We start from the raw sequence: 22,987 nt of genomic DNA, 5'->3' as shown, positions 1-22,987 counted from the left end.
GCCTGATCAGCCGGTACGCGCGCCGACGGCGACCCGGGGCGCGAGGGCCGGGGGAGCGAGCGCCTCGGGCGGGCCCGGCCGGCCGAAGAACCAGCCCTGGCCGAGGTCCACGCCGGCGGCGTGCAGGGCGACGGCGTCCGCCGCCGTCTCCACCCCCTCGGCGACCACGGTCGCGCCGCAGCCGTGCCCGAAGGTGACCAGCGACCGCACCAGCGTGCTGAGCACCGGGTCGGTGCCCAGGCCGGTCACGACGCTGCGGTCGATCTTGATGACGTCGGGTGCGGTGACCACGATGTGCCGGAGCGAGGAGAAGCCGGCGCCGACGTCGTCGATCGCGAGCCGGAGGCCCCGCGCGCGCAGCGGGTCGAGGACGGCGGCCAGCGCGTCGTAGTCCTGCACCGCGTCGTGCTCGGACAGCTCGAGCAGCACCCGCGGCAGTGGCAGGCCGGCGAGCAGGACGCCGAACTCGGGGGTCAGCAGGGTCGCCGGGGAGACGTTCATGGCGACGTAGCCGCCGAGGCGGTCCAGGTGCGCCGCGGCGCGCTGGAGCGCCAGCAGCTCCAGCCGGTGCCCCAGCCCGATGCTGTGTGCCTCGGCGAAGACCTCGTCGGGTGGCAGGCCCCACGCGGCCGGGAAGCGGCTGAGCGCCTCGACGCCGACGCGAGCACCGGAGGCCAGGTCGACGATGGGCTGCACGACGACCGCCGGGCCGCCGTCCTCGATCACCGGGCCGAGCCGGTCCCCGATCGCGACGCGCCGCTGCTGGCTGCGGACCTCGGGCTCGATGACCACGGCGGCGGCGGACGCGAGCACCTGCATGAGGGCCTCGTCGCGCGGGCCCAGCTGCTTGTCCGAGGTGAAGCCGAAGGCGCAGAAGGTGCCGTAGAGGCTGCCGTCCGACAGCCGGACCGGAGTGGACACGTAACTGCGGATCCGCGGGATCCGGGCCGCCGGCAGGGACATCGCCAGCGGGTGCCGGCGCACGTCCTCGATGACCGTCGGCAGCCGGCCGTCGAGGATCGCCTGGCAGAACGAGGTGTCCTGGCGGACCTGGGCGCCCTCCTGCACCAGCACCGGCACGCGGGTGTCCACGACCTCGAGGTGCTGGGTGGTGCCGTCCATGCGGCTGAGGAAGGCCACGCTCAGGTGCAGCGACCTCCTCGCCGTCCGCAGCAGGTCGGCGATCTGCTGCTCGGCGGCCGAACGCTCTCGGGACACCCCGGCTCCTCTCGTCCTCGAGCAGATCGGCCGGCCGGGCGCGGAGCTGGAGCGCGGACCCCCCTTTCGGGGAAGGCTGCGAGCCCGCGACCGGTTGCGCATGACAACACCACCGAAGGGGCTTGTCGCATGAGCGTTCCGTTGTCCGTCCTCGACCTCGCGCCGATCGCCCGGGGGGCCACGGCGTCGGAGAGCATCGCCGCCAGCGTCGCGCTCGCCCAGCGCGCGGAGGAGTCCGGCTACCGGCGGGTCTGGTACGCCGAGCACCACAACATGCCGACGATCGCGTCGTCGGCCACCAGCGTGCTGATCGCGCACGTCGGAGCGCAGACGTCGACGATCCGGCTCGGCGCCGGCGGGGTCATGCTGCCCAACCACGCGCCGCTGACCATCGCCGAGCAGTTCGGCACGCTCGAGGCCATGTACCCGGGCCGGATCGACCTGGGCCTGGGCCGGGCGCCGGGGTCGGACCAGAACACGATGTACGCCCTGCGCCGCGACCCGACGTCCTCCGACCGGTTCCCGCAGGACGTGCTGGAGCTGCAGGGCTACCTGACCGGGCACACGCGGGTGCCCGGTGTCGACGCGATCCCCGGCCGGGGCTCGGACGTGCCGCTCTACATCCTCGGTTCGTCGCTGTTCGGCGCGCAGCTGGCCGCGGCGCTGGGGCTGCCCTACGCGTTCGCGTCGCACTTCGCCCCGGACGCGCTGCAGGCCGCCGTCGGCACCTACCGCCGGGAGTTCCAGCCCTCGGCGCAGCTGGCGCAGCCCTACGTCATGGCCGGGGTCAACGTCGTCGCCGCCGACACGCGCGCCGCCGCCGACGAGGCGCTGAGCCGGGTCCAGCGGACCCTCGCCATCGGGCTGTTCGGCCGGGGACGCAACTTCACCGACGTCGAGGCCGACCAGCTGCTGGCGCAGGGCGCCGGGGCGCACGTGCGATCGATGCTGACCTACACCGCCGTCGGCACGCCGCCGGAGGTGCGCGAGTACCTCCTCGACTTCGCCCGCCGGATCGACGCCGACGAGCTGATCGTCGCCCACCAGTTCCCCGGCGTGGAGGGCCGGCTGCGCTCGGCCGAGCTGACCGCCGAGGCGATGGCGACCGTCCCCGCCTGACGCCTCCCGGCACGTCCGCGGGGAGGCCCGGGCCCTGGGCGCTCCGTGCCGGGCGCGGGCCTGGCGACGCCCGTCACGCGCTGAAGGCCCCCTCCTGGAGTCGGGAGGGGGCCTTCTGTGTGGGTGCGCAGCGTCAGCCAGAGCTGATCGTGACCCGGTTGAACGGCAGGTGCGGCTCGACGGCCGGGAAGACGACGAAGAGCAGCAGCGCTGCGACGGCTGCGAAGAGCACCAGCGACAGGGTGGCTCGGACGGCGGTGTTGCCGGGCAGGTGCCGCCAGATCCAGACGTACATCAGGCCTCCCTCAGGGCATCGGGCCCGTCCGGGTCATCGAGCTTGACCACGGAGCTCTCCAACGTCGCGTGCACGATCAGACGCTCGCGCGCCGTGTACTCCGGATGGCAGGTGGTCAGCGTCAGGAACGACCCCGACGGCGCCCCGTCCAGCGGGCCGCCCGGCGTCGGCGCGACGACCCGGACGTCGGCCGGCGTCGTCACGTAGTTGTCGGTGACCCGGTACACGTACCAGGCGTCCACCGTCTCGACCACGACGGCGTCGCCGTCCTCCAGCAGGTCGAGGTCCTGGAAGGGCGAGCCGAGGCCGACTCGGTGCCCGGCGAGGGCGAAGTTGCCCGGCTGACCCGGCCATGCCGAGCCGACGTAGTGACCCGGGCCGTCCGAGAGTTCCTCGGGTTCTGTGCCCTCGAGCACGACCCGCGGCTCGTAGTCCTCGAACGACGGGATGTGCAGGAAGCCGAAGGACTCGCCGAGCGCAGGCTCGGCGAACTGCGCCGGCTGTGACCAGTCGTCGCGCAGGTCATCGCTGAGGTCCTCCTGCACCTGGTCGGCGAAGAGGTCGGTCACCCACACCTCGTAGACCACGAAGAGCAGGGCGACCACACAGAGCGTGAAGATCGTCTGGGAGATCCCGCTGACGATCCTGCCCAGCGTGAGTTTCCTGGTCGTCGATCGAGCGGCGTGTCGCGCCAATGCTCGTCCTCTCCTCCAGGGTGGCGCCCCGCTCGCCCAGTGGCGAACGGGGCGCTCCCTGGTGTCGCGGATCAGGCGGCGTGGGCGCTCGCGGCCTTGCGGCGACGGCTGATCACGATGCCGGCACCGCTGCCGACCAGGCCGAGTCCGGCGAGCGCGGCCAGCGTCATGACGTCAGCACCGGTGTTGGGCAGCGGCTTGTCCTGGACGCCGCTGCTGACCGGCGGGTTGATGGTGACCGTGCCGGTCTTGGTGCTGCTGAGCGTGCCGTCGGAGACGGTCAGCGTGACCGTGTACGAACCGGGCTGGGTGTCAGCAGGGTAGGTGTACGTCGTGGTCGGGACCTTGAGGTCCTGAGTTCCTCCGTTGCCGAAGTCCCAGAAGTATCGGGTGATGGCATCGCCATCGGGGTCCGAAGAGCCGGTGGCGTCGAAGGCGAAGTCATTGGTGGTCGTCGCCTCGGTGCCCGGCGCGACCGCGAATGCGGCGACTGGCGCGCGGTTGGCCTGGGCCTTCTTGGCGTACTGGAAGTCGAAGACGTTGCAGCCGAACTTGATGCTGTCGATGAGGAAGTCACCCTTGACGCCCGATCCCAGCGAGTAGCCGAAGGACACGATGTCAGCGGACTCGAACTTTGCCGACCACTCCTCGAGCGTGCCGAACCAGTCGCTGCCGCCGCCGCCGCCGGTGTGCGGAGCGCCGTCCTTGACGAACTGTGCGGCCGTGGTGTTCAACCACCAGTTCTGGCCGTAGACGGGTTCACCGATCAGGATCCCGTCGGCGGTGCCGTTGTCGTCGAAGTCGACGACGAGCTGGTAGCCGGGCTGCTGGGCACTGGCAGGGGGCGGAGTGCCGAGGTAGTTGATCGCGTAGTTGGACTGAGCGGTCTGGGCGGCCAGGGGAACCTCGAAGCCGGTGTAGTACGCAGCTGCCTTGTCCGTGGAGGTGGCACCCTCTGTCCAGACGCGAAGAGCCTCGGGGTTCTCGGCAGTGATGTCGTTGTGACCGGTCGCCCGGGTTTCGGACGTGTTGAACGTCGTCCCGAAGATCTCCTGGTCGATGACCTTCGGTCCCGCGCAGTTCGCCGAGGCGACGCCGGGGAGTGCGACGGAGAGAGCAACGGCGGATCCGGCCCCGAGGAGGGCAGCGGTCAGGGCCGAGAAGGACTTGCGCATGCTTCGAGAACTCCTGGAGAGATTCGTGGGGGAACGCTCCCTCACGCCGCCATCAGACGCGTGTGGGTAGTCGAGCAACCCCACGCAGGCGAGACGGTGTTCTCCACCCCCGTGGTGAGTGCAACTACGCAGCGAAACCTCGTCGGGACTCACTGCGAGCACGTTGATACTGCGTGCTCACAACGGTCTTGCAACCCCTCGACCCGGAGAAGCGGAACCGCCGAGAACCCAATACTGCGTGTCGCTACGCAGAGTTGTTACATGTGACGGAATGGTCCCGAACGGGTGAACGGCGGTGACAGACGTCGACGACCTGACCACGCTGGGTCGCGGCGTTCCCCCATCGGAGAACTCGGGCACGGGTCTGGGCCGACGCACACGCCATCGGACCAGGAGTCGTCAGATCCCGTGCCGGATCAGCCGCCGGCCGTCGCCAAGAGGTCCACACTCGGCGCCGTCACCGCTCGATCAGGACAGGAAGGGGAGTCGTCATGGACGTTCGAAGTGGATCCGCGGTCGGTGCGCCTCCCGTGGTCGACGACGGCCGCCGGGCTCGTACGTGGGACCTCGTCGCCGCAGCGGCCGGCCTCCTGCTCATCGCCTTCTTCGTCGCCAGCTTCTTCACCCCCGGCACGCCGTCCGCCGAGAACGCCGGGGACGTCATCGCCTCCGAGCTGACCGCCGACCGCAGCGGCCACCAGTTCTCGCTGTTCCTCGGCTTCCTGGCCGACGTCGCCTTCCTGGTCTTCCTGGCAGGTGTGTGGAGCCGGCTGCGCCGGGGCGAGGGCCCGGGCGGCATGTTCGCCGGCCTGTTCGCGATCGCGGGGGCGGCTTTCGCCGCGCTGCTCATGGTCTCCGAGGGCTTCTACGTCGCGCTCGTGCAGGCGGCGGCGACCGACGCCGTGGACTCCGGGGAGGCGCTCGACCCCTCGGCGTTCCCCCCGCTCGCCGTGCTGAACGACTGGGCCGGGTCGGCCGTCGTGCCCGCCGGGGTCGCGATGTTCCTCGGCGCTGCCGGGGCCGTCCTCGCCACCCGCGCGCTGCCGGCGTGGCTGGGGTGGCTGGCCGCGCTCACCGCGGTGGTGCTGCTGGTGAGCCTCGCCGGGGTCTTCGAGGACCCGTCGGAGGACGGCGTGCTGGGCATCGCCGGCTTCATCGGCTTCCTGCTCTTCCTCGTCTGGGTGCTGGCCGCCAGCGTCGCGCTGCTCCTGAAGGCAGGACGCGGCCCGGAGACGGCACGCTGACCGTCTCCGCGTGAGCCGGCTCAGGGGAGGGGTTCCCGGACGCCTGTTCCCGGAGGTGATGACCGTCGCGTTCCGGAATGGGGGCGACCGCCGGGCCCCTTGCACCTCGCGTGGACCTGTTCTCACCCGTCGCCCTCGGCGACCTCCAGCTGGCCAACCGCGTCGTCATGGCTCCCCTGACCCGGATGCGCTCCGGTGACTCCGGCGTCCCCGGGGACCTCGTCGTCGAGCACTACCGGCAGCGCGCGGGCGTCGGGCTGGTCATCACCGAGGGCACCTACCCCAACCACGAGTCGCAGGCCTTCGTCGGGCAGCCCGGCATCGTCACCGACGAGCAGGTCGAGGGCTGGCGCCGGGTCGCCGACGCGGTGCACGCCCGCGGCGGCCGGGTCGTCATGCAGGTGATGCACGGCGGGCGGGTCACCCACCCCGACACCAACGGCGGACGACGGGTCGTCGCGCCGTCGGCCATCGCGATCGCCGGCGAGGCGCGCACGTCGACCGGGAAGCAGCCCTACCCGGTGCCGCACGCGCTGACGACCGAGGAGGCGCGCGCGACCCTGGCCGACTTCGTCACCGCCGCTCGCCGGGCGGTCGAGGCCGGACTGGACGGCGTCGAGATCCACGGCGCCAACGGCTACCTGCTGCACGAGTTCCTGTCGCCGGCGTCCAACCGGCGCGACGACGTGTACGGCGGATCGCCGGAGAACCGGGCGCGCTTCGTCGTCGAGGTCGTGACCGCGGTCGCCGAGGCGATCGGCGCCGGCCGGGTGGGCCTGCGCATCTCGCCGGAGCACGGCATCCAGGACGCCCTGGAGCCCGACCGGGACGACGTCCTGGCCACCTACGGCACCCTCGTCGACCAGCTGCGCCCGCTGGGCCTGGCCTACCTCAGCGTGCTGCACCGCGAGCCGGCCGGGGACCTGGTGCAGGAACTGCGCCGGCGCTTCGACGGCCCGCTGATCGCCAACAGCGGCTTCTCCTCGGTGACCACCCGCGCGGAGGCCGTGGCGCTCATCGAGGCCGCGCACGCCGACGCGGTCGCCGTGGGCCGTGCCGTCATCGCCAACCCCGACCTGGTCGAGCGGTGGGCCGGCGAGCACCCGGAGAACGCCCCGGACCCGGCGACGTTCTACGCGCCCGGCGCCGAGGGCTACACCGACTACCCCGCCCTGCGAGCCGGCTGACCCCGCCGCCCCCTGGGGCCGATTGCGCCATGAACCCCCTCATCCGGCCTCCGGTGAGGGGGTTCATGGCGCAACGGGTCAGCCGCCGAGCAGGCCGGCCTCGTGGGCCAGGATCGCCGCCTGCGTCCGGTTGGCGAGGTCGAGCTTGGCCAGCAGCCGGGAGACGTAGGTCTTCACCGTCGCCTCGCTGACGAAGAGTCGACGGGCCAGCTCGGCGTTGGACTCCCCGCTGCCCAGCAGCTGGAGCACCTCGCGCTCGCGGTCCGACAGCGCGGCCACCCGCTCCAGCGCGAGCGCCCGGCGCGGGGCGGCCCGCCGCTCGACGTAGGACTCGATCAGCGTCGCGGTCACCTTGGGCGACAGCGTGGCGGTTCCGTCGGCGACGGCCCGCACCGCCGCGGCGATCTCGCGCGGCGGGGTGTCCTTGAGCAGGAAGCCGGCGGCGCCGGCGGCCAGCGCCGCGTAGACGTACTCGTCGAGGTGGAAGGTCGTCAGGACGGCGACCTGCGGCGGTTCAGGCAGCGCCAGGATCTGCTCGGTGGCCGACAGCCCGTCCAGCACCGGCATGCGGATGTCCATCAGGACGACGTCCGGCCGCAGTTCCCGGGCGGCCCGCACCCCGGCGGCGCCGTCCCCGGCCTCGCCGACGACGGTGAACCCGCCGACCGACTCCAGGACCGTCCGGAGACCGAAGCGCACCAGCTCCTCGTCGTCGACCAGCAGCACGCGGACGTCGTCGGTCATGCCGGCAGCACCGCCTTCACCTCGAAGCCGCCGTCCAGCCGAGGTGCCGCGTCGAGCCGGCCGCCGAGGGTGCGCACCCGCTCACCCAACCCCACCAGGCCGAACCCGCCGCCCCCGGCGTCAGCAGGCGCGCCGCCCGCCCCGTTGACGACCGTCACGACCAGGGCGTCCGGCCGGCGCTCGACCGTGACGCAGACGCGCGAGCCCGGCGCGTGCTTGCCGGCGTTGGTCAGGCCCTCCTGGACGATCCGGTAGGCCGCCCGGCCGACGGCGGCGTCGACCGGGCCGGCATCCCCGCGCAGCTCGACGTCCATCCCGGCCTCCCGCGCCGACGCCACCAGCCGGTGGACGTCGTCCAGACCCGGTTGCGGCCCCAGCGGGGCGTCCTCGTCCACCTCGCTGCCGCGCAGGACGCCGACCATCTGGCGCAGCTCGTCGAGCGCCTGCCGGCCCGCCGTCTGCACCTGACCGGCGAGCTGCTCGACGCGGCCGGCGTCGCGGGCGGCCATCTCGATGGCGCCGGCCTGCAGCACCATCAGGCTCACCCGGTGGCCGACGGCGTCGTGCATCTCGCGGGCGATGCGGGTGCGCTCGTCGAGGACGGCCTCCCGTGCCATGAGCTCGCGTTCGGCCTCGGCGCGTTCGGCCCTCTCCCGCAGGGCGGCGAGGAGCAGGGCCCGCGTGCGCTGCCAGATGCCCAGCGCTCCGGGCAGGACCAGCGTGACGGCGACCGCGCCGAGGCCGCCCACCGCCTCGTTCACCGTGTCGATGACCCAGGGCTGTCCGAGGGCCAGTGCCCCGGCGATCCCGGCGACGATGCGCACCGGCCAGCGCGCGACGTACCGCCCGACGGCGTAGGTGGTCAGCATCATCCCGACCGAGACCACCGGGGCGACGGCGACGAGGGCGGCGCTGATCGCGAACGGCAGCAGCGGGGCCGACCGCCGGAAGAGGAACAGCGTGACGACCAGGAGCACGCTGCCGGCGAGCAGGACGGACTCGGGGGTGAGCTCGGCCTCCGGGGTCAGGGTGCCGACGGCGATGACCCCCGAGCCGAGCAGCGCGACGAACGCCTCGAACCAGATGCTGCGCGTGCCGAGGCCCGGCCAGATGCGCGCCCGGAACCCCATGCGACCAGCGTATTTCGCCGGTGGGCCGCCGCGGGTCGCCCGGAAGGAGCCGCCCACGTCGACTTTCGGCTGACGGCCTCCGACCGTGGGTGGACAGGAGGACGGGCCCTGCGGCCGACGCGGGGAGCCCGCCGTTCCCGGCAGATTCCTCGCCGACAGAGCGGACAGCCCCGGAGGTTCTCATGATCAGGGTCAGTGGACTGACCAAGCAGTACGGCGGCCGGACCGTCGTCGACGACGTGTCCTTCGCCCTCGAGCCCGGCACGGTGACCGGCTTCCTCGGGCCGAACGGCGCGGGCAAGACGACGACGATGCGGGTGATGACCGGCCTGGTGCCGGCGACCTCCGGGACGGCGACCGTCGGCGACCGACTCTACGTGGACCTGCCCAACCCGGGCTCCGTCGTCGGCACCCTGCTCGACGCCTCCGCGGTGCACCCCGGCCGCACCGGGCGCACCCACCTCCGGCTGCTCGCCTCGGCGATCGGGGTGCCGGACAGCCGGGTCGACGAGGTGCTGGGCCTGGTCGGGCTCACCGACGCGGCCCGCCGCCGGGTCGGTGGCTACTCGCTCGGCATGCGGCAGCGGCTCGGGATCGCCGGGGCGCTGCTGGCCGATCCGCCGGTGCTGGTGTTCGACGAGCCGGCCAACGGCCTGGACCCGGAGGGCATCCGGTGGATGCGCGACCTGCTGCGCGGGCACGCGGCCCGCGGCGGGACGGTGCTGCTGTCCTCGCACCTGCTCGGGGAGGTGGAGCACACCGTCGACCGGCTGCTGGTGATCGGGGGCGGCCGCATCGTCGCCGACGGCGCGGTCGCCGAGTTGCTCGGTGCCGACGGGACGGTCGTGCGCGCGGCGGACCCTGCTGCCCTGGCTCGTGCACTGCAGGCGGCGCGGTTCCACGTGCAACACGGCTCGGACGGCGCCCTGGTCGTTGCCGGGGCCGAGCCGGCGGCCGTCGGCGAGATCGCCGCGACGGCCGGGCTCGCGCTGACCGACCTGCGGCCGCAGCAGCGGGGTCTCGAGGACCTCTTCTTCCAGCTCACCGAGGCGGCGGCGTGATGACCGTCGCCACCGAGACCCGAAAGGCACCCGTCATGACCGACGTCCTGACCCTCACCTCCCCGCGTTCCGACCTCCCCGTGCGTCGGACCGCTCCGTCACTGCCGCTGCTGGTCGGCCTGGAGATCCGCAAGTCGCTCTCCACGCGGTCGGGCAAGGCGCTGGCCGTGGCGGCGACGCTGCTCGGGCCGGCCGCTGCGGTGATCGCGTCGGCCTCGAGCGACGAGGACCTCGGTTCGGTGACCGGGCCGCTGTCGGTCATGGGCCTGCTGACCGGCTACCTGCTCATCTCGCTCGGCGTGCTGTCGACGGCGGGGGAGTGGAGCCACCGGACGGTGCAGACGACGTACCTGCTGGTGCCGCACCGCGGCAGGGTGCTGGCGACCAAGGCTGTGGCGGTCGCGCTCATCGGGGCGGCGCTCGCTGCGCTGTCGACGGCACTGACCGCCGGGGTGCTGGCCACGATGGTCGACGGCGTCTCGTGGGACGGCGCCGGGCAGGCGGTCGGTGTCGTGGTCGCCGCCGGGGCGGCGTTCGCGGTGATCGGCGCCGGGGTCGGTGCGGCGCTGGCCAACACCCCGGGCGCCCTGACCGGCCTCTACCTGGTGCTGCTGGGCGTGATGCCGGTGCTGTCGAACTCCAAGCCGGAGCTGGCGGAGGACCTCGACCCGGCGAACGCGGTGCTCCACCTGGGCATGGGCGAGCAGGGGACGCAGCCGATCGTGGTCATCGCCGGCTGGGTCGTCGTCAGCACGGTGGCCGGCTGGGTCCTGACCCACCGCCGCGCCGTCTCCTGAGAACACGGATGCACGCTGAGGGCCCTCTCCCGGTCGGGAGAGGGCCCCCGGTGCGTGTGGATCATCCGGCCGCGGGGGCCTGCGCGGCCATCCGCTGCTCCATGCGTTCCCTGCGGAGCCTCGCCGAGACCGGCGAGGGCAAGCCGTAGGACCCGGAGACGCTGACCCTCGGCGCCGAAGCCGCGCGTCTCGGCTGACGCCGTCCCGCGATCCCGCGGGAACGCCTGCGAGTCGCTGGCTCGCACCGACGTCTCCGCGGGAACGCGGCCGGCGGTGCTGAGCCCCGTGGCGCCCGGCCTCTCAGCCGGTTCTCAGCGCTTCCTCGGCGGGCCACCATCTGCTGTCGGTCGTCCCGACAACGCCCCGGACCCTCCGGGGACGACGCCCGTGAGGAACGGCCATGACGTCCACCCGGACACGCTCCACCCGCCCCCTGTCGACCGCAGACCTCGCCACCGAGCTGGCCGCCCGCACTCGGGGCGAGGTCGTCCCGGGTGCGGACGGCAGCGCCCTGCCGGCGGTGACCCCGTTCAACCTGGCCACCGAGCACCGCCCCGAGCTGGTGCTGCTGGCCGCCGACGCCGAGGACGTCGCCGCCGTGGTCGGGCTCGCTGCCGCGGCTGGACGGCGGATCGCCGTCCAGGCCACCGGCCACGGTGCTCCGGCGGCCGGTCCGGACACCGTCCTGGTCTCCACCCGCGCCCTGGACGGCGTCGTGGTCGACCCGACGGCGCGGATCGCGACCGTCGGTGCCGGCGCCACCTGGCAGCAGGTCCTGGACGCTGCGGCCCCGCACGGGCTGGCGGCGCTCGCCGGCTCGGCCCCCGGGGTCAGCGCCGTCGGCTACACGGTCGGCGGGGGCCTGGGTCCGGTGGCGCGGACCTTCGGCCTCGCCGCGGACCACGTGCGCGGCTTCCAGGTGGTGACCGCGGACGGCGAGCTCGTCGACGTCGACGCGGCACACGACCCCGACCGGTTCTGGGCGCTGCGCGGCGGGGGCGCCGCCTTCGGCGTGGTGACCCGGATGACCATCGACCTCTTCCCCGTGGCCACGCTCTACGCGGGCGGGCTGTGGTTCTCCGCCGACGTGGCCCGCACGGTGCTGCACCGGTGGCGGGAGTGGGCCGCCGGGCTGCCCGAGGCCGTCAGCACCTCGGTGGCCCGCCTGGAGCTGCCGCCGGCCCCTGCGCTGCCCCCGCCGCTGCGTGGCCGCTCGGTCGTCCACGTCCGCATCGCGCACGTCGGCGACCCGGCCGAGGGCGCCCGGCTGGCCGAGCCGATGCGCACCGTCGCCACCCCGCTCCTGGAGGACCTCGGGGAGATGCCCTACGCGGCACTGGGGGCAGTCCACGCCGACCCGGTCGACCCGATGCCGGTGGCGGAGCGGGGCCTGCTGCTGCGCGACCTGCCGGTGGACGCCGTCGAGGCGTTCGCGGACGCCACCGCACCGGGACGGTCGCCGATCATGATGGCCGAGCTCCGGTTGATGGGTGGGGCCATCGGCCGCCCCGCCGCCGTCCCCAACGCCGCCGGTGGCCGCTCCGCGGCGCTGAGCCTGCACGTCGTCGGTGTCCTGGCCCCGCCGATCGCCGCGGTCGTCCCGGCCGCCATCGACGACGTCCTGGAGCGCATGGCCCCGTGGTCCACCGGCGGCTCGCTGCTGGCCTTCGCCGGATCAGGTGGCCCGGTGGCCGACGCGCGGATCCGCGCGGCGTTCGGACCGGAGGCCTGGGAGCGGCTGGTCGCGCTGCGCGAGGCAACCGACCCGGACGCCGTCCTCGCACCGGCCGCCCGGTGGACCGCGGACGCCGCTCCGACCGCTGCCGCGGGAGGTGTGTCGTGAGGATCGCCGTGATCGGCGCAGGCATCGGCGGGCTCGCGGTGGCCGGTGGCCTGCAGCGGGCCGGTGCCGACGTGACGGTGCTGGAGCGTGCGCCCGAGCTGCGCCAGGTCGGATCGGGGCTGTCGCTGTTCGGCAACGGCTTCACGGCGCTGGACGCGCTCGGCCTCGGCGACGCGGTGCGCGCGCTGACCGCATCCGACTCGCCCCTTCCCCAGGCCGGCCAGCGACGGCCGGACGGCCGCTGGCTGGCCCGCACCCCCGCCGATGCCATCGAGCGGCTCGGTGTCGTGCACCGCGCGGACCTCCACCGGGTGCTCGTGCGCGCTCTGCGGCCAGGAGCCCTGAGGCTCGGGGCCACCGTCGATGCCGTCACCCCGGACGGACGGGTGCACCTCGACCGAGCCCTTCCGGACCCGTTGCCGGAGGACCGCTTCGACCTCGTGGTCGCTGCTGACGGGATCCACAGCCGGGTCCGGAGGAGCTGGCCCGGCGACCCGGGCCTGCACTACTCCGGCTACACCGCCTGGCGGGGCGTGACGACCCGGCCGGTGGACCTGCGGGGTGCGGCGGGGGAGACGTGGGGTCGCGGGCTGCGGTTCGGCATCGCCCCGCTGGCCGACGGTCGCGTGTACTGGTTCGCCGTCGCCTCGATGCCCGCGGGATCGGTGGTCGCCGACGAGCACGGCACGGTGGCCCGGCTCTTCGGCGGCTGGCACGCCCCGATCGCCGAGCTCGTGGCGGCGACGCCCCCCGAGGCGGTGACCCGGCTGGACGTGCACGACCTGGCCGGTCCGGTGCCCACGTTCCGCCGCGGGCGCTGCGTCCTGCTCGGCGACGCCGCGCACGCCATGACCCCCGACCTCGGGCAGGGGGCCAACCAGGCACTGGAGGACGCCGCCACGCTGACCGCGCTGCTCGCCGGGCTCGCCGGCGCGGCACGTCCGGCGGAGCGCCACCTCTCGGCAGCGCTCGACGAGTACGACCGGCTGCGCCGGCCCCGCACCCAGCGGATCGCCCGACTCGCCCGTGCGGTCGGGGCGGTGGGCCAGACGCGGGGTCCGCTGACGGGCTGGCTGCGGGACACGGCCATGCGCCTGGCACCCGACCGGGCGGCGGCACGTCAGCTGGTCGACCTGCAGGCGTGGCGGCCCCCGGTTGTCCGCGCGGATGCCACCCGGAGCGCGTCGTGATCGCGGACGCGGTCGCCCAGGCCGCCGTCGCCCAGGACCTGGGGGACTGGATCTGGGCCCGGCACACCAACGAGTTCAGCTGGTACATCCGGCCGCTGTTCCTGCTGCCCATGGCCTGGGCCGCCTACCGGCGGAGCGCCTGGGGCATCGCCCTGTCGGTGCTCGGCCTCGTGACGAGCATGGCGTGGTTCCCCGCCCCGGCGGAGCCGGACCCCCAGGTCCTCGCGTTCATCGAGTTCGAGCAGCAGTGGGTGGCCGCCGACTGGAGCCCGAGCAAGATCGTGTTCAGCCTGCTGGCCCCGCTCGCCCTCGTGGCCTACTGCACCGCGTTCTGGCGGCGGTCCCTGACGTGGGGGCTGGTCGTGCTCAACGCCATGGCGCTCGGGAAGATCCTCTGGGCCACGGTGTCCGAGGACGGCGGGGTGGCGGTCGTCGTCCCGGCGCTGGCCGGCCTGGCGGTCGGGAACGTCGTCCTCCTGCTCGCCGTCCGGGAGGTGCGGCGCCGTCGTCGCCGCGAAGGCGCCCACCCGGCATCGATCGCGCGATGACCGGCCCTCAGGACGGGGAGGCCCCGTGTCCGCGGGCATCGGCAGAGCAGCGGGGCAGGGCGCACCCCTGGGACGGCGCCGCGGCCTCGGCACGAGCGCGCCGGCACCACCTGGTCCGCAGGGCCGCCCGGCGAGCCGCGTCCGCCCGGTTGCGGGCGGCGCGGGCCGGTGCCGCCGTGACGTGACCGCGGCGCGGTCAGCCGAGGAGCTCGCGCAGGAGGGCATCCACCTGCTCGCGGCCGAGCTCCCGGCCGGCGGCGGTGGCGCGCCGATGCTCGTTCCGGGGCAGCCCGTTCCGTACGGCGGCGGCCTCGCGGGGGCCGTCGACCGGGTCCATGCGGGCGGGGTCGAACCCGATCCGTCCGCCGTGCTCGGCCACCGCACCGGCCAGCGTCGCCGCCTCGACGACGCGGCCGGTGCGGGCCAGCACCGCGGCGGTGGTGTGCACCAGCACCAGCCAGGAGGTGACGTCGCTGTCGGCCGTCAGCGGCTCGCGCATCCGGGCCGCCGCGGCCAGGGCTCCGGTCAGGTCGTCCGCGTCGACGGCGGCCTTCATGAGCGCCCACGTCGAGGACACGGCCCCCCAGGCGTAACCGGCGCGCTCGGCGGTGTCCACGGCGGCGGCCAGGACCGGCCGGGGATCTCGCTCCGAGCCGGTCGTGCGCAGGGCCATCCCGAGGATCATGAGCGCTTCCGCCTCGATCCAGCCCTCGCCCACCGCCCTGGCCTGGACCACGGCGTCCTCGGCGAGGGCGAGCGCGTCGGCGGCGGGCGCGGTGAAGGACAGCATGTGCGCCCGCCACGCGGTCGCGGTGGCCCGGACGGCCGCGTCCCCGCCCCGGTCGGCGTGCTCGGCCGCCGCGCCCAGCACGGCGGCGGCGGCCCCGGGTTCGCCGGCCAGGTACTGGAGCCCGCCGAGCCCCACCAGCGCGCGGGCCCGCCGCACCTGGCTGCGTGGGTCGGGGCGCTCCACCGTGGCGGCGGCGCGCTCCAGTGCCCGCCGCCCCTCGACCAGGTCGCCGCTGCGGTACCAGTGCCACGACAGCGCCGCGGTCAGGTCGAGCAGCGCGTCGTCGTCCCCCGCGGCGATCGCCGAGGCGAGGGCGGTGCGGTGCTCCGGGGTGTCCCGGCGCAGCCCGGCCAGCGCGGCGGCCGAGTCGGGGCCGCGGACCAGCCGCTCGGCCGCCTGCGCCCGTCGGATCACGTGCCGGCGGTGCAGCGTGCGCACCTCCTCGCGCTCGGTCTCGCTGCTGCGCTCGAGCGCGAAGGCCCGCAGCGTCTCCAGCATCCGGTAGCGGCGGTCGCCCGGACCCGGGCGGACGCTCAGCAGCGAGCGCCGGACCAGTCCCGCCAGCAGCGGCACGGTGGGCGCCGGGCCGGTGGCCGCCCAACCGGCGGACGGCGACGCGACGGCTGCGGCCGCCGTGAGGTCGAAGCTGCCGGCGAACACCGCCAGCCGGCGGAACAGCTCCCGTTCCCGGGGGTCGAGGGTGCGGTAGCTCCAGTCGACGGTCTGCTCGAGCCCCTGCTGGGACCGCGGAGCTCCGCGGGGGGCCTCGCCCAGCAGGGCGAACCGGTCGGCCAGGCCCTCGGCCAGCTGCTCCGCCGACAGGACGCGCATGCGGGCGGCGGCCAGCTCGACGGCCAGGGGCAGCCCGTCGAGCCCCGCGCACACCGCCCGCACGGCGCGCTGCTCGGGGTCGTCCGGAGCCCAGTCGGGGAGGACGGCGCGGACCCGCTGCACGAACAGCTCCACCGCGTGGCCAGCGGGATCGAGTGGCCCGATCTCCCGCACGGTCTCCCCGGCGACGTCGAGGCTCTCCCGGCTGGTGGCCAGCACCCGCACCCCCGCGGTGCGCGCGAGCAGCGTCGTCAGGAGGTCGGCCACGGCGTCGACGAGGTGCTCGCAGTTGTCGAGGACGAGCAGCACGCGGCGGTCGCCGACGACGTCTGCCAGCCGACGGGCGTCGGGGACGCCGGGGATGCCCAGCGCGCTCGCCACCGTGGCGGGCAGGAGCGTGGCGTCGTCCAGGGCGTCCAGCTCGGCGAGGACCACACCGTGCCCCCGTCCGGCCCACCGGGAGGCGACCGCCAGGGCCAGCCGGGTCTTGCCGACTCCGCCCGGTCCGGTCAGCGTGACCAGCCGTGCCTGCTCCAGTGCGGCGTCGACCGACGCCAGTTCACCGTCCCGGCCCACCAGGTCGGTGAGCGGGACGGGCAGTGCCGTGCCGACCGGCGGGGCCGTCGGTGGCGCCGCTCCGGGGTCGGGACGGGGCTCCACGGCGGGGTCGAGGGCGGGGTCGTGGGCACGGACCGCGGCCTCCACCGCTGCCAGCCCCGGCCCGGGATCGAGGCCCAGCTCCTCGGCGAGCACCCGGCGGACCGTGCCCAGGGCGGCCAGGGCGTCGGCCTGGCGCCCCGAGCGGTACAGGGCGAGGGCCAGCAGCTCCCAGCCGCGTTCGCGCAGCGGGTGCTCGGCGGTGTGCTCGCGCGCCCGCCCGACGGCGTCGGCCGCTCGCCCGGTGCGCAGCAGGGCGTCCAGCAGGTCCTCCGTGGCGGCCAGCCGCTGCTCGGTCAGCCGGACCGCGACCGGGGCGAGCCCCTCGGTGTCGACATCGGCGTAGGCGGGCCCGCGCCAGAGGTCGAGGGCCGTCGACAGCAGCTCCACGGCCTCGCCGGCCCGCCCGGTGGCCAGGGCGTCGGCGCCGCGTGCTGCCAGCCGGGCGAAGCGGACGGCGTCGACGGCTTCGGGCGGGACGACGAGTGCGTACCCGGGCCCGCGCCGGACGAGCACCTCGGGCGACGCGCCGCTCGCCCGTCCCGGCTCGAGTGCCGCCCGCAACTGGGACACGTAGTGGTGCAGCGTGCCGACGTTGGGCGCGGTCCCGGCGGGCCACGCGTCGGTCAGGAGCTCCTCGGTGCCCACCATCCGCGGGCCGGCCGCCACCAGGGCGGCGAGCACCGCGCGCTGCCGGGGGCCGCCCAGGTCGACCGGCCGCCCGTCGAGGGTGGCGGTGAGCGGACCGAGAACGGACAGCCGGAGGTTCGCCACGTCCGCCCCCGCTCCTGGTCAGCCGGCCTGCCGTGCGGCGGACGGGGAGTCCGTCCGCGCGGGGCGCAGCCTGGGGATCAGGTGCTCGAGGAGGCCGACCTCCTCGATGTTGTGGGTGATCCACGCGTCGACCATCGGATCGGGGAAGCGCCGCTGCAGCAGCCGGTTGACCCCCGAGAGCCACGGGCTCCGGGCGCCGAGATCGAGCACGCTGACGTAGTGCGTCCGGTCGCGGCCGGCCGACCAGGTGTGCTCGAGCTGCAGCACGACGATGCCGGCCACCCGCTGCACGAGCCGGATGCCGGTCTCGTCCAGCTTCTCCACCCGGTCCACGACGTCGATGCGGTGGTCGGGGCGTCCGGCGAACTGCTCGACGATGCGGAAACGGGCACCCTCGGCCGCGCCACCGCCCGGCGCGGGACGGGCGAGTTCCCAGCGGACGTGGTCGAGCGGGTGCCAGGCGAGGTAGCGCGGCACCACCTCGCCGCCGTACTCCATCGTCTGCCCGATGGAGCCGAACCAGTCCATCAGCTCGGAGGGCGTCACACCGGCCAGCGGCTCGTGGTCGATCGTGACCCGGCGCCGGCCGTGGGGGAAGCGCCGGTGGCTGACCCGGGCGGTGTCGCGGGAGCGGAAGGGGAAGAGCACGGGGAGGGCCATCGCGATCTCCTGGTACACGGCGCCGATGGATACGGAAGCGTTTCTTGCGGGCCGAGACTAGGGTGGCATGCGAAGATACGCAATCGTTTCTCCACCGGGAGGTGTGCGATGACGCAGGTCCGGGCCCCGCGCCGTCGCGGAACGGAGGTGACGGCGGCCATCGAGGCGGCCGTCATGGCGATCGTCGTCGAGAAGGGAGCCGACGCCGTCACGATGGAGGCGGTCGCAGCCCGCGCCGGCACGAGCAAGCCCGTGCTCTACCGGCGGTGGCCGGACCGGGCGGCACTCCTGCGGGACGTCCTGCTGCGCCGCGCCACCGGGGCGATCCCGGCCGAGGACACCGGCAGCTACCGCACCGACATGCTGGCGATCCTGCGCGGCTGGGCCGCCGTCCTCACCGGGCCGGGCAGCCGGGTCATCCAGGCGATCGTCGCGGCGATGGCGCAGGACCCCGACTTCGCCGCCGCCTTCCGCGAGGGCGTGATCGGCTGGCGCAAGCGCGAGATGGCCGACCTGCTGGCCCGCGGCATCGACCGTGGCGACGTCCGGCCCGACGTCCCCGTCGAGATCGCCCGCGAGCTCGGGCAGGGCATCCTCTGGCACCGCTTCCTGATCACCGGTGACCCCATCGACGACGAGGTCGTCGTCCAGATCGTCGACGAGGTGCTGGTCCCCTTCGTGTCGCCGGCCCGGAGCTCCCGGTGACCGGCGGGACGGCGGTGGACGGGTTCGATGCGTTCCAGGCGCAGCGGTCCAGGATGTTCGGCATCGCCTACCGGATGCTGGGTTCGGCGGCCGACGCCGAGGACGCCGTCCAGGACGCCTGGCTGCGCTGGCGGACCGTGGACGCCGCCGGGGTCGCCGACCCCGAGGCGTACCTCGTCCGCACGGTCACGAACCTCTGCCTGACCGCGCTCACCTCCGCGCGCGCCCGGCGCGAGGTGTACGCCGGACCGTGGCTGCCCGAGCCGGTCCTCACCGGCACCGCGTCGCCGGACGCCCTCGGCCCGCTGGACGACGTCGTCGCGCGGGAGAGCGTCTCGGTGGCCCTGCTCGCGCTGATGGAGCGGCTGGCGCCGGCCGAACGCGCGGCGTACGTGCTGCGCGAGGCCTTCGCCTACAGCGCTCGAGAGGTGGCCGAGCTGATCGGGACGTCGGAGGCGAACGCGCGCCAGCTGCACGCGCGGGCCCGCCGGCACCTCGACGTCGACCGCGGCGCCGACGGGGCACGGCCGGTGGACCCCGTGCGGTGGCGCGCGCTCGTGCAGCGGTTCCTCGGCGCCGCGCGCGACGGCGACATCGCCGCCCTGGAGGCGCTGCTCGCCGACGACGTCGTGTCCCGCGCCGACGGCGGCGGTGTCGTCAACGCCGCCCGCCGCCCGGTGCGGGGCCGGTCGACGGTGGCCCGCTACGTCGCCGGGACGTTCGCGAAGTTCACCGACGGGGTCTCGGCGGCGTTCACCGAGGTCAACGGGGCTCCTGCCGTGGTGGCCATGGCCGGCGGCGAGCTCCGGGCGATCTGGTTCCTGCACACCGACGGCGAACGGTTCACCGGGCTGGACATGGTGCTCAACCCGGAGAAGCTCGCCTTCGCCGCGGAGCAGCTGTCACGGATCGGTGGGCTGCCCGGTCCTGGGGGGTGAGGAAGGGAGAACACCCATGAGGACCATCCTGGTCACCGGATCCACCGGCCGGCTCGGCCGGCCCACCGTCGCCGCCCTGCAGGCAGCAGGGCACGACGTCCGAGCACTGAGCAGGCGTGCGGGCCCCGGCCTGACGACCGGGGACCTGCTCACCGGAGAGGGACTGCGCGCGGCCCTGGCCGGCGCCGACACCGTCGTCCACCTGGCCACGGGCAAGGCGGGCACGGGGGACGTCGCCGCGACCGAGCGGCTGCTGGCCGCGAGCGCCGACGCCGGGGTGGCGCACCTGGTGCTGATCTCGATCGTCGGCATCGAGGACATCCCGCTGCGCTACTACCGCGACAAGGTGGTGATCGAACGCCTGGTGCGCGAGTCCGGCGTGCCGTGGACGATCCTCCGCGCCACGCAGTTCCACCCGTTCGTCGCCGAGATGTTCACCGCGCAGCGCTTCTCGCCGGTGGTCGTCGGCCTGACGTTCCCGCTGCAGCCGATCGCCGTCGAGGACGTGGCCGATCGGCTGGCCGAGCTGGCCGGCGGTGCACCCGCGGGTCGCGTGCCGGACATCGGCGGGCCGGAGCGGCGCACCGTGCGCGACCTGGCGCGCGTGTGGACCCGGGCGACGGGCAGCCGCCGCCCCGTCGTGCCGCTGGCGCTGCCCGGCCGGCTCTTCGGCGCCTACGCGGCGGGGCACGCGCTCGTACCGGGACCGGAGTACGGCCGGACGACGTTCGAGGACGCGCTCACCGAGCGGGTGACCCGGTGAAGGGCCTGCTGCGGGCGGGCCTGCTCGGCTTCGCCGCCGTCGAGCTGGTGCTGGGGGTGTGGACGGTGGCGTTCCCGGCGAGCTTCTACGCCGACGTCCCGACCGTCGACCTGACCCCGCCGTTCAGCGAGCACCTGATGCGCGACTTCGGGGGTGCGACCCTCGGGTTGGCGCTGGTGCTCGCCGCCGCCGGGATCTGGCTGGAGCGACGGATCGTCGTGGTGGCCCTGCTGGCCTACCTCGCGTTCGCCGTCCCGCACCTGGCCTTCCACCTGGGGCACCTGCACGGTGCGAGCGACGTGGAGGCCACGGTGCTGGCGGGCACGCTGGTCGCTGCCGTCGTCGTGCCCGCCGCGTTGCTGGTCGTCGCTGCGCTGACCCTCCCCGGCGGGCACGACCCGGCGCCGGCTCAGGCGGTGGACCCGTGGGCGGCGATCGACAGCGGCTCCCACGCGCGCCAGGTGGCCAGCCGGGACTCGTAGTCGCGGGTGGCGATCGTCAGCGGGCCGTCGCCGAGGAAGATCCGGAGCGGCGGGTCCTCGGCGTCGACCACCTGGAGGACGGCGTCCCGCGTGGCGACCGGGTCGCCGGGGTTGCCGGCGCGGGCCTTGCGCTGCTCGGCGGCCTTCTCGCGGTAGGCGTCGTAGGCCGGGTTCGGCTCGGCGTGCCTGGCGGACGAGCCACCCCAGTCGGTGCCGAAGGCGCCCGGCTCGATGATCGTGACCTTGATGCCGAAGTCGGCGACCTCCGCGGCCAGCGACTGGCTGAACGCCTCGAGCGCCCACTTGGAGGCGTTGTAGATGCCGATGTTCGGGAAGGCGCTGATCCCGCCGATGCTGCTGACCTGCAGGAAGTGACCGGAGCCCTGCTCGCGGAGGTAGGGCAGCGCCGCCTGGGTGACGAAGAGGGCGCCGAACACGTTGGTGTCGAACTGGGCGCGGGCCTCGGCCTCGGAGATCTCCTCGATCATCCCGAACTGGCCGTAGCCGGCGTTGTTGACGACGACGTCGAGCCGGCCGAAGCGGTCGTGGGCGTCCGCCACGGCGGCGAACACGGCGTCGCGGTCGCCGACGTCGAGCCGGAGCGGCAGCACCTCGTCGCCGAACTGCTGCACGAGGTCGTCGAGGGCCTGCGGATCACGGGCGGTGGCGGCGACGGTGTCACCGCGCTCGAGAGCGGCGATCGCCCACTCCTTGCCGAAACCGCGGGACGCGCCGGTGATGAACCAGGTCTTGGCCATGGACTTCTCCTCGAACAGTCGGGGGAGGGCGGTCGTGGCCGGCGTCGTCCACCGGCTGCCTCCGCAGGTCGACAGCACGTGGAGCCCGCACCGTGTTCCGTCGGCACCGGCTCGCGCGGCTGACAGGATCGGGCCGATGGCGACGACCGTGCTGGTGACGGGTTCGACGGGCACGCTCGGCAGACCGACGGTCGACCGGCTGCGTGCCGCGGGGCACGACGTGCGGGCTCTGAGCCGGCGCAGTGGACCGGGTCTGGTCACCGGCGACCTGCTCACCGGCGAGGGCGTCGCTGCGGCGGTGACCGGGGCGTCGGTCGTCGTGCACCTGGCGACGGGCCTGCGGCGCAAGGACGCCGTCATCGCGCGCACCCTGCTCGACGCCGCTCGTGCAGCCCGCGTCGAGCACCTGGTGCTGATGTCGATCGTGGGGATCGACGACATCCCGCTCGGCTACTACCGGGACAAGGTCGAGATCGAGGGGCTCGTGGCGGCCTCAGGCGTGCCGAACACGATCCTGCGGGCCACCCAGTTCCACACCCTGGTGGACCAGCTGTTCACCGTCCAGCGCCGGCTGCCCGTCCTCCTGGCGCCGTCCTTCGACGTGCAGCCGATCGCTCCGGCGGAGGTCGCCGACCGGCTGGTCGAGCTGGCGTCGTCCGCGCCGGGCGGTCGGGTGCCGGACATCGGCGGCCCCGCCGTCCGTGCCCTGCCGCAGCTGGCCCGGGTGTGGGCTGCGCACCGGGGCCTCCGGCGCCGGGTCGTCGCCGTCCGGCTGCCGGGCGAGGTCTTCAGCGGGTACCGGGCGGGGCACGACCTCGTCCCCGGTCCGCCGTACGGCCGCGTCACGTTCGAGGAGCACCTGGCCGGCTGATCCTCGGGCGCGGAGCGGGTCAGCCCTCGTGCGTCACGTGCCGCTCGGTGTCCCGACCCACCCGCTCGCCGCAGGTGTCGCACACCCAGGACGCCTGGATCCGGTGGCCGTGGTGGTGCAGCTCCACGGGCGGGACGTCGGCCACGTGCCGGTCGCCCCACTGCATGAGGGCCTGCAGCACCGGCAGCAGGTCCCGCCCGGAGCGGGTCAGGTGGTAGTCCGAGCGGGGCGGGTTCCGGCTGTACTCCCGGCGCTCGAGCACGCCCGCGTCGACCAGCGCGGTCAGCCGCGCCGCCAGCCGTTCCCGCGGTGCGCCGGTGCCGCGGAGGATCTCGCCGAACCTGTGCGCGCCCAGCGACACCTCGCGGACGACGAGCAGCGCCCACCGGTCACCCACCACGTCGAGCGCCCCCGCGATGGAGCAGCGCCGTCCCGGCAGCTCGTCCAGCCGTGTCGTCATGCCTCAAGGTTCGCATGTCGAACTGACTCGGGTACGGTCCTGCGCAATCGGT

At 74.6% G+C, this 22,987-nt stretch carries 23 protein-coding genes; 13 read left to right on the top strand and 10 right to left on the bottom strand.

Annotated features, from left to right (window positions below; all coding sequences use genetic code 11):
• Positions 1-6: 6 nt before the first annotated feature.
• Positions 7-1,218, bottom strand: a complete 1,212-nt coding sequence (locus tag GCU56_RS19510) for an EAL domain-containing protein (protein WP_163483422.1) — start codon at positions 1,216-1,218, stop codon at positions 7-9.
• 129 nt (positions 1,219-1,347) lie between these two features.
• Here GCU56_RS19510 and GCU56_RS19505 point away from each other — a divergent pair, with 129 nt between their 5' ends.
• Entirely contained in the window at positions 1,348-2,337 is a 990-nt protein-coding gene (locus GCU56_RS19505) for an LLM class flavin-dependent oxidoreductase (protein ID WP_163483420.1), read from the top strand.
• 133 nt (positions 2,338-2,470) lie between these two features.
• On the opposite strand, the gene GCU56_RS23555 is transcribed toward GCU56_RS19505, so the two are convergent.
• From GCU56_RS23555 to GCU56_RS19495, 3 genes are all read right to left on the bottom strand, one after another.
• On the bottom strand, positions 2,471-2,632 hold the full coding sequence (locus GCU56_RS23555) for a hypothetical protein (protein WP_204332469.1): 162 nt from the start codon (positions 2,630-2,632) through the stop codon (positions 2,471-2,473).
• Positions 2,632-3,327 (bottom strand): class E sortase, encoded by a 696-nt coding sequence (locus GCU56_RS19500; protein ID WP_239522567.1) that lies wholly within the window; start codon positions 3,325-3,327, stop codon positions 2,632-2,634. The genes GCU56_RS23555 and GCU56_RS19500 overlap by 1 nt, the downstream gene beginning before the upstream one ends.
• 71 nt (positions 3,328-3,398) lie before the next feature.
• Positions 3,399-4,502 carry a PKD domain-containing protein gene (locus tag GCU56_RS19495; RefSeq protein ID WP_163483419.1) on the bottom strand — a complete coding sequence of 368 codons (1,104 nt, stop codon included), beginning with the start codon at positions 4,500-4,502 and terminating at the stop codon, positions 3,399-3,401.
• 491 nt (positions 4,503-4,993) lie between these two features.
• Here GCU56_RS19495 and GCU56_RS19490 point away from each other — a divergent pair, with 491 nt between their 5' ends.
• Both GCU56_RS19490 and GCU56_RS19485 read left to right on the top strand, forming a co-directional pair.
• Positions 4,994-5,746 (top strand): hypothetical protein, encoded by a 753-nt coding sequence (locus GCU56_RS19490; protein ID WP_163483417.1) that lies wholly within the window; start codon positions 4,994-4,996, stop codon positions 5,744-5,746.
• Positions 5,747-5,856: 110 nt separating this feature from the next.
• A complete protein-coding gene (locus tag GCU56_RS19485) occupies positions 5,857-6,933 on the top strand; it encodes an oxidoreductase (RefSeq protein WP_163483415.1) in 1,077 nt (358 codons plus the stop codon).
• Positions 6,934-7,011: 78 nt separating this feature from the next.
• Here the strand turns inward: GCU56_RS19485 and GCU56_RS19480 are convergent, their stop codons facing one another.
• Complete coding sequence (locus GCU56_RS19480; protein ID WP_163483414.1) at positions 7,012-7,677, bottom strand: response regulator transcription factor; 666 nt, start codon at positions 7,675-7,677, stop codon at positions 7,012-7,014.
• Positions 7,674-8,807, bottom strand: a complete 1,134-nt coding sequence (locus GCU56_RS19475) for a sensor histidine kinase (protein WP_163483413.1) — start codon at positions 8,805-8,807, stop codon at positions 7,674-7,676. The genes GCU56_RS19480 and GCU56_RS19475 overlap by 4 nt, the downstream gene beginning before the upstream one ends.
• A 182-nt stretch (positions 8,808-8,989) precedes the next feature.
• Between GCU56_RS19475 and GCU56_RS19470 the strand changes: the two genes are divergently transcribed.
• The 5 genes from GCU56_RS19470 to GCU56_RS24840 all read left to right on the top strand — a co-directional run bounded on the left by GCU56_RS19470 (position 8,990) and on the right by GCU56_RS24840 (position 14,246).
• Positions 8,990-9,868: an ABC transporter ATP-binding protein gene (locus GCU56_RS19470; RefSeq protein WP_163483412.1), complete on the top strand. Its 879-nt coding sequence runs from the start codon at positions 8,990-8,992 to the stop codon at positions 9,866-9,868.
• Between the two features lie 35 nt (positions 9,869-9,903).
• Complete coding sequence (locus GCU56_RS19465) at positions 9,904-10,665, top strand: hypothetical protein (protein WP_163483411.1); 762 nt, start codon at positions 9,904-9,906, stop codon at positions 10,663-10,665.
• 400 nt (positions 10,666-11,065) lie between these two features.
• Positions 11,066-12,508, top strand: a complete 1,443-nt coding sequence (locus GCU56_RS19460; protein WP_163483410.1) for an FAD-binding oxidoreductase — start codon at positions 11,066-11,068, stop codon at positions 12,506-12,508.
• A complete protein-coding gene (locus GCU56_RS19455; RefSeq protein ID WP_163483409.1) occupies positions 12,505-13,698 on the top strand; it encodes an FAD-dependent monooxygenase in 1,194 nt (397 codons plus the stop codon). Before GCU56_RS19460 ends, GCU56_RS19455 begins: the two co-directional genes overlap by 4 nt.
• Complete coding sequence (locus GCU56_RS24840; protein WP_163483408.1) at positions 13,695-14,246, top strand: hypothetical protein; 552 nt, start codon at positions 13,695-13,697, stop codon at positions 14,244-14,246. Before GCU56_RS19455 ends, GCU56_RS24840 begins: the two co-directional genes overlap by 4 nt.
• Positions 14,247-14,442: 196 nt before the next feature.
• Here GCU56_RS24840 and GCU56_RS19445 read toward each other — a convergent pair whose 3' ends face one another.
• Together GCU56_RS19445 and GCU56_RS19440 are read right to left on the bottom strand one after the other, a co-directional pair.
• On the bottom strand, positions 14,443-17,298 hold the full coding sequence (locus tag GCU56_RS19445) for a BTAD domain-containing putative transcriptional regulator (RefSeq protein WP_163483407.1): 2,856 nt from the start codon (positions 17,296-17,298) through the stop codon (positions 14,443-14,445).
• Positions 17,299-17,316: 18 nt separating this feature from the next.
• On the bottom strand, positions 17,317-17,976 hold the full coding sequence (locus GCU56_RS19440) for a hypothetical protein (RefSeq protein ID WP_204332467.1): 660 nt from the start codon (positions 17,974-17,976) through the stop codon (positions 17,317-17,319).
• Positions 17,977-18,066: 90 nt separating this feature from the next.
• On the opposite strand from GCU56_RS19440, the gene GCU56_RS19435 reads away from it, so the two are divergent.
• The 4 genes from GCU56_RS19435 to GCU56_RS19420 are packed head-to-tail and all read left to right on the top strand — an operon-like array spanning position 18,067 to position 20,846.
• A complete protein-coding gene (locus GCU56_RS19435; protein ID WP_163483406.1) occupies positions 18,067-18,663 on the top strand; it encodes a TetR/AcrR family transcriptional regulator in 597 nt (198 codons plus the stop codon).
• Positions 18,660-19,601, top strand: a complete 942-nt coding sequence (locus tag GCU56_RS19430; RefSeq protein WP_204332466.1) for an RNA polymerase sigma-70 factor — start codon at positions 18,660-18,662, stop codon at positions 19,599-19,601. The genes GCU56_RS19435 and GCU56_RS19430 overlap by 4 nt, the downstream gene beginning before the upstream one ends.
• A 16-nt stretch (positions 19,602-19,617) precedes the next feature.
• Complete coding sequence (locus GCU56_RS19425) at positions 19,618-20,364, top strand: SDR family oxidoreductase (RefSeq protein ID WP_163483405.1); 747 nt, start codon at positions 19,618-19,620, stop codon at positions 20,362-20,364.
• Positions 20,361-20,846: a hypothetical protein gene (locus GCU56_RS19420; RefSeq protein ID WP_163483404.1), complete on the top strand. Its 486-nt coding sequence runs from the start codon at positions 20,361-20,363 to the stop codon at positions 20,844-20,846. The genes GCU56_RS19425 and GCU56_RS19420 overlap by 4 nt, the downstream gene beginning before the upstream one ends.
• Here GCU56_RS19420 and GCU56_RS19415 read toward each other — a convergent pair.
• Positions 20,774-21,604: an SDR family oxidoreductase gene (locus GCU56_RS19415; protein ID WP_163483403.1), complete on the bottom strand. Its 831-nt coding sequence runs from the start codon at positions 21,602-21,604 to the stop codon at positions 20,774-20,776. The two genes, GCU56_RS19420 and GCU56_RS19415, sit on opposite strands and share 73 nt — an antisense overlap.
• Before the next feature lie 136 nt (positions 21,605-21,740).
• On the opposite strand from GCU56_RS19415, the gene GCU56_RS19410 reads away from it, so the two are divergent.
• Positions 21,741-22,475, top strand: a complete 735-nt coding sequence (locus GCU56_RS19410) for an SDR family oxidoreductase (RefSeq protein WP_163483402.1) — start codon at positions 21,741-21,743, stop codon at positions 22,473-22,475.
• Positions 22,476-22,494: 19 nt separating this feature from the next.
• Here the strand turns inward: GCU56_RS19410 and GCU56_RS19405 are convergent, their stop codons facing one another.
• Positions 22,495-22,935, bottom strand: coding sequence for a winged helix-turn-helix transcriptional regulator (locus GCU56_RS19405; protein ID WP_163483401.1), 441 nt, complete (start codon positions 22,933-22,935; stop codon positions 22,495-22,497).
• Positions 22,936-22,987 lie beyond the last annotated feature (52 nt).

Source organism: Geodermatophilus sabuli (genome assembly GCF_010686765.1).
In the GTDB taxonomy this organism is placed as follows: domain Bacteria; phylum Actinomycetota; class Actinomycetes; order Mycobacteriales; family Geodermatophilaceae; genus Geodermatophilus; species Geodermatophilus sabuli_A.
This window is presented reverse-complemented; position numbering and strand designations above follow the sequence as displayed.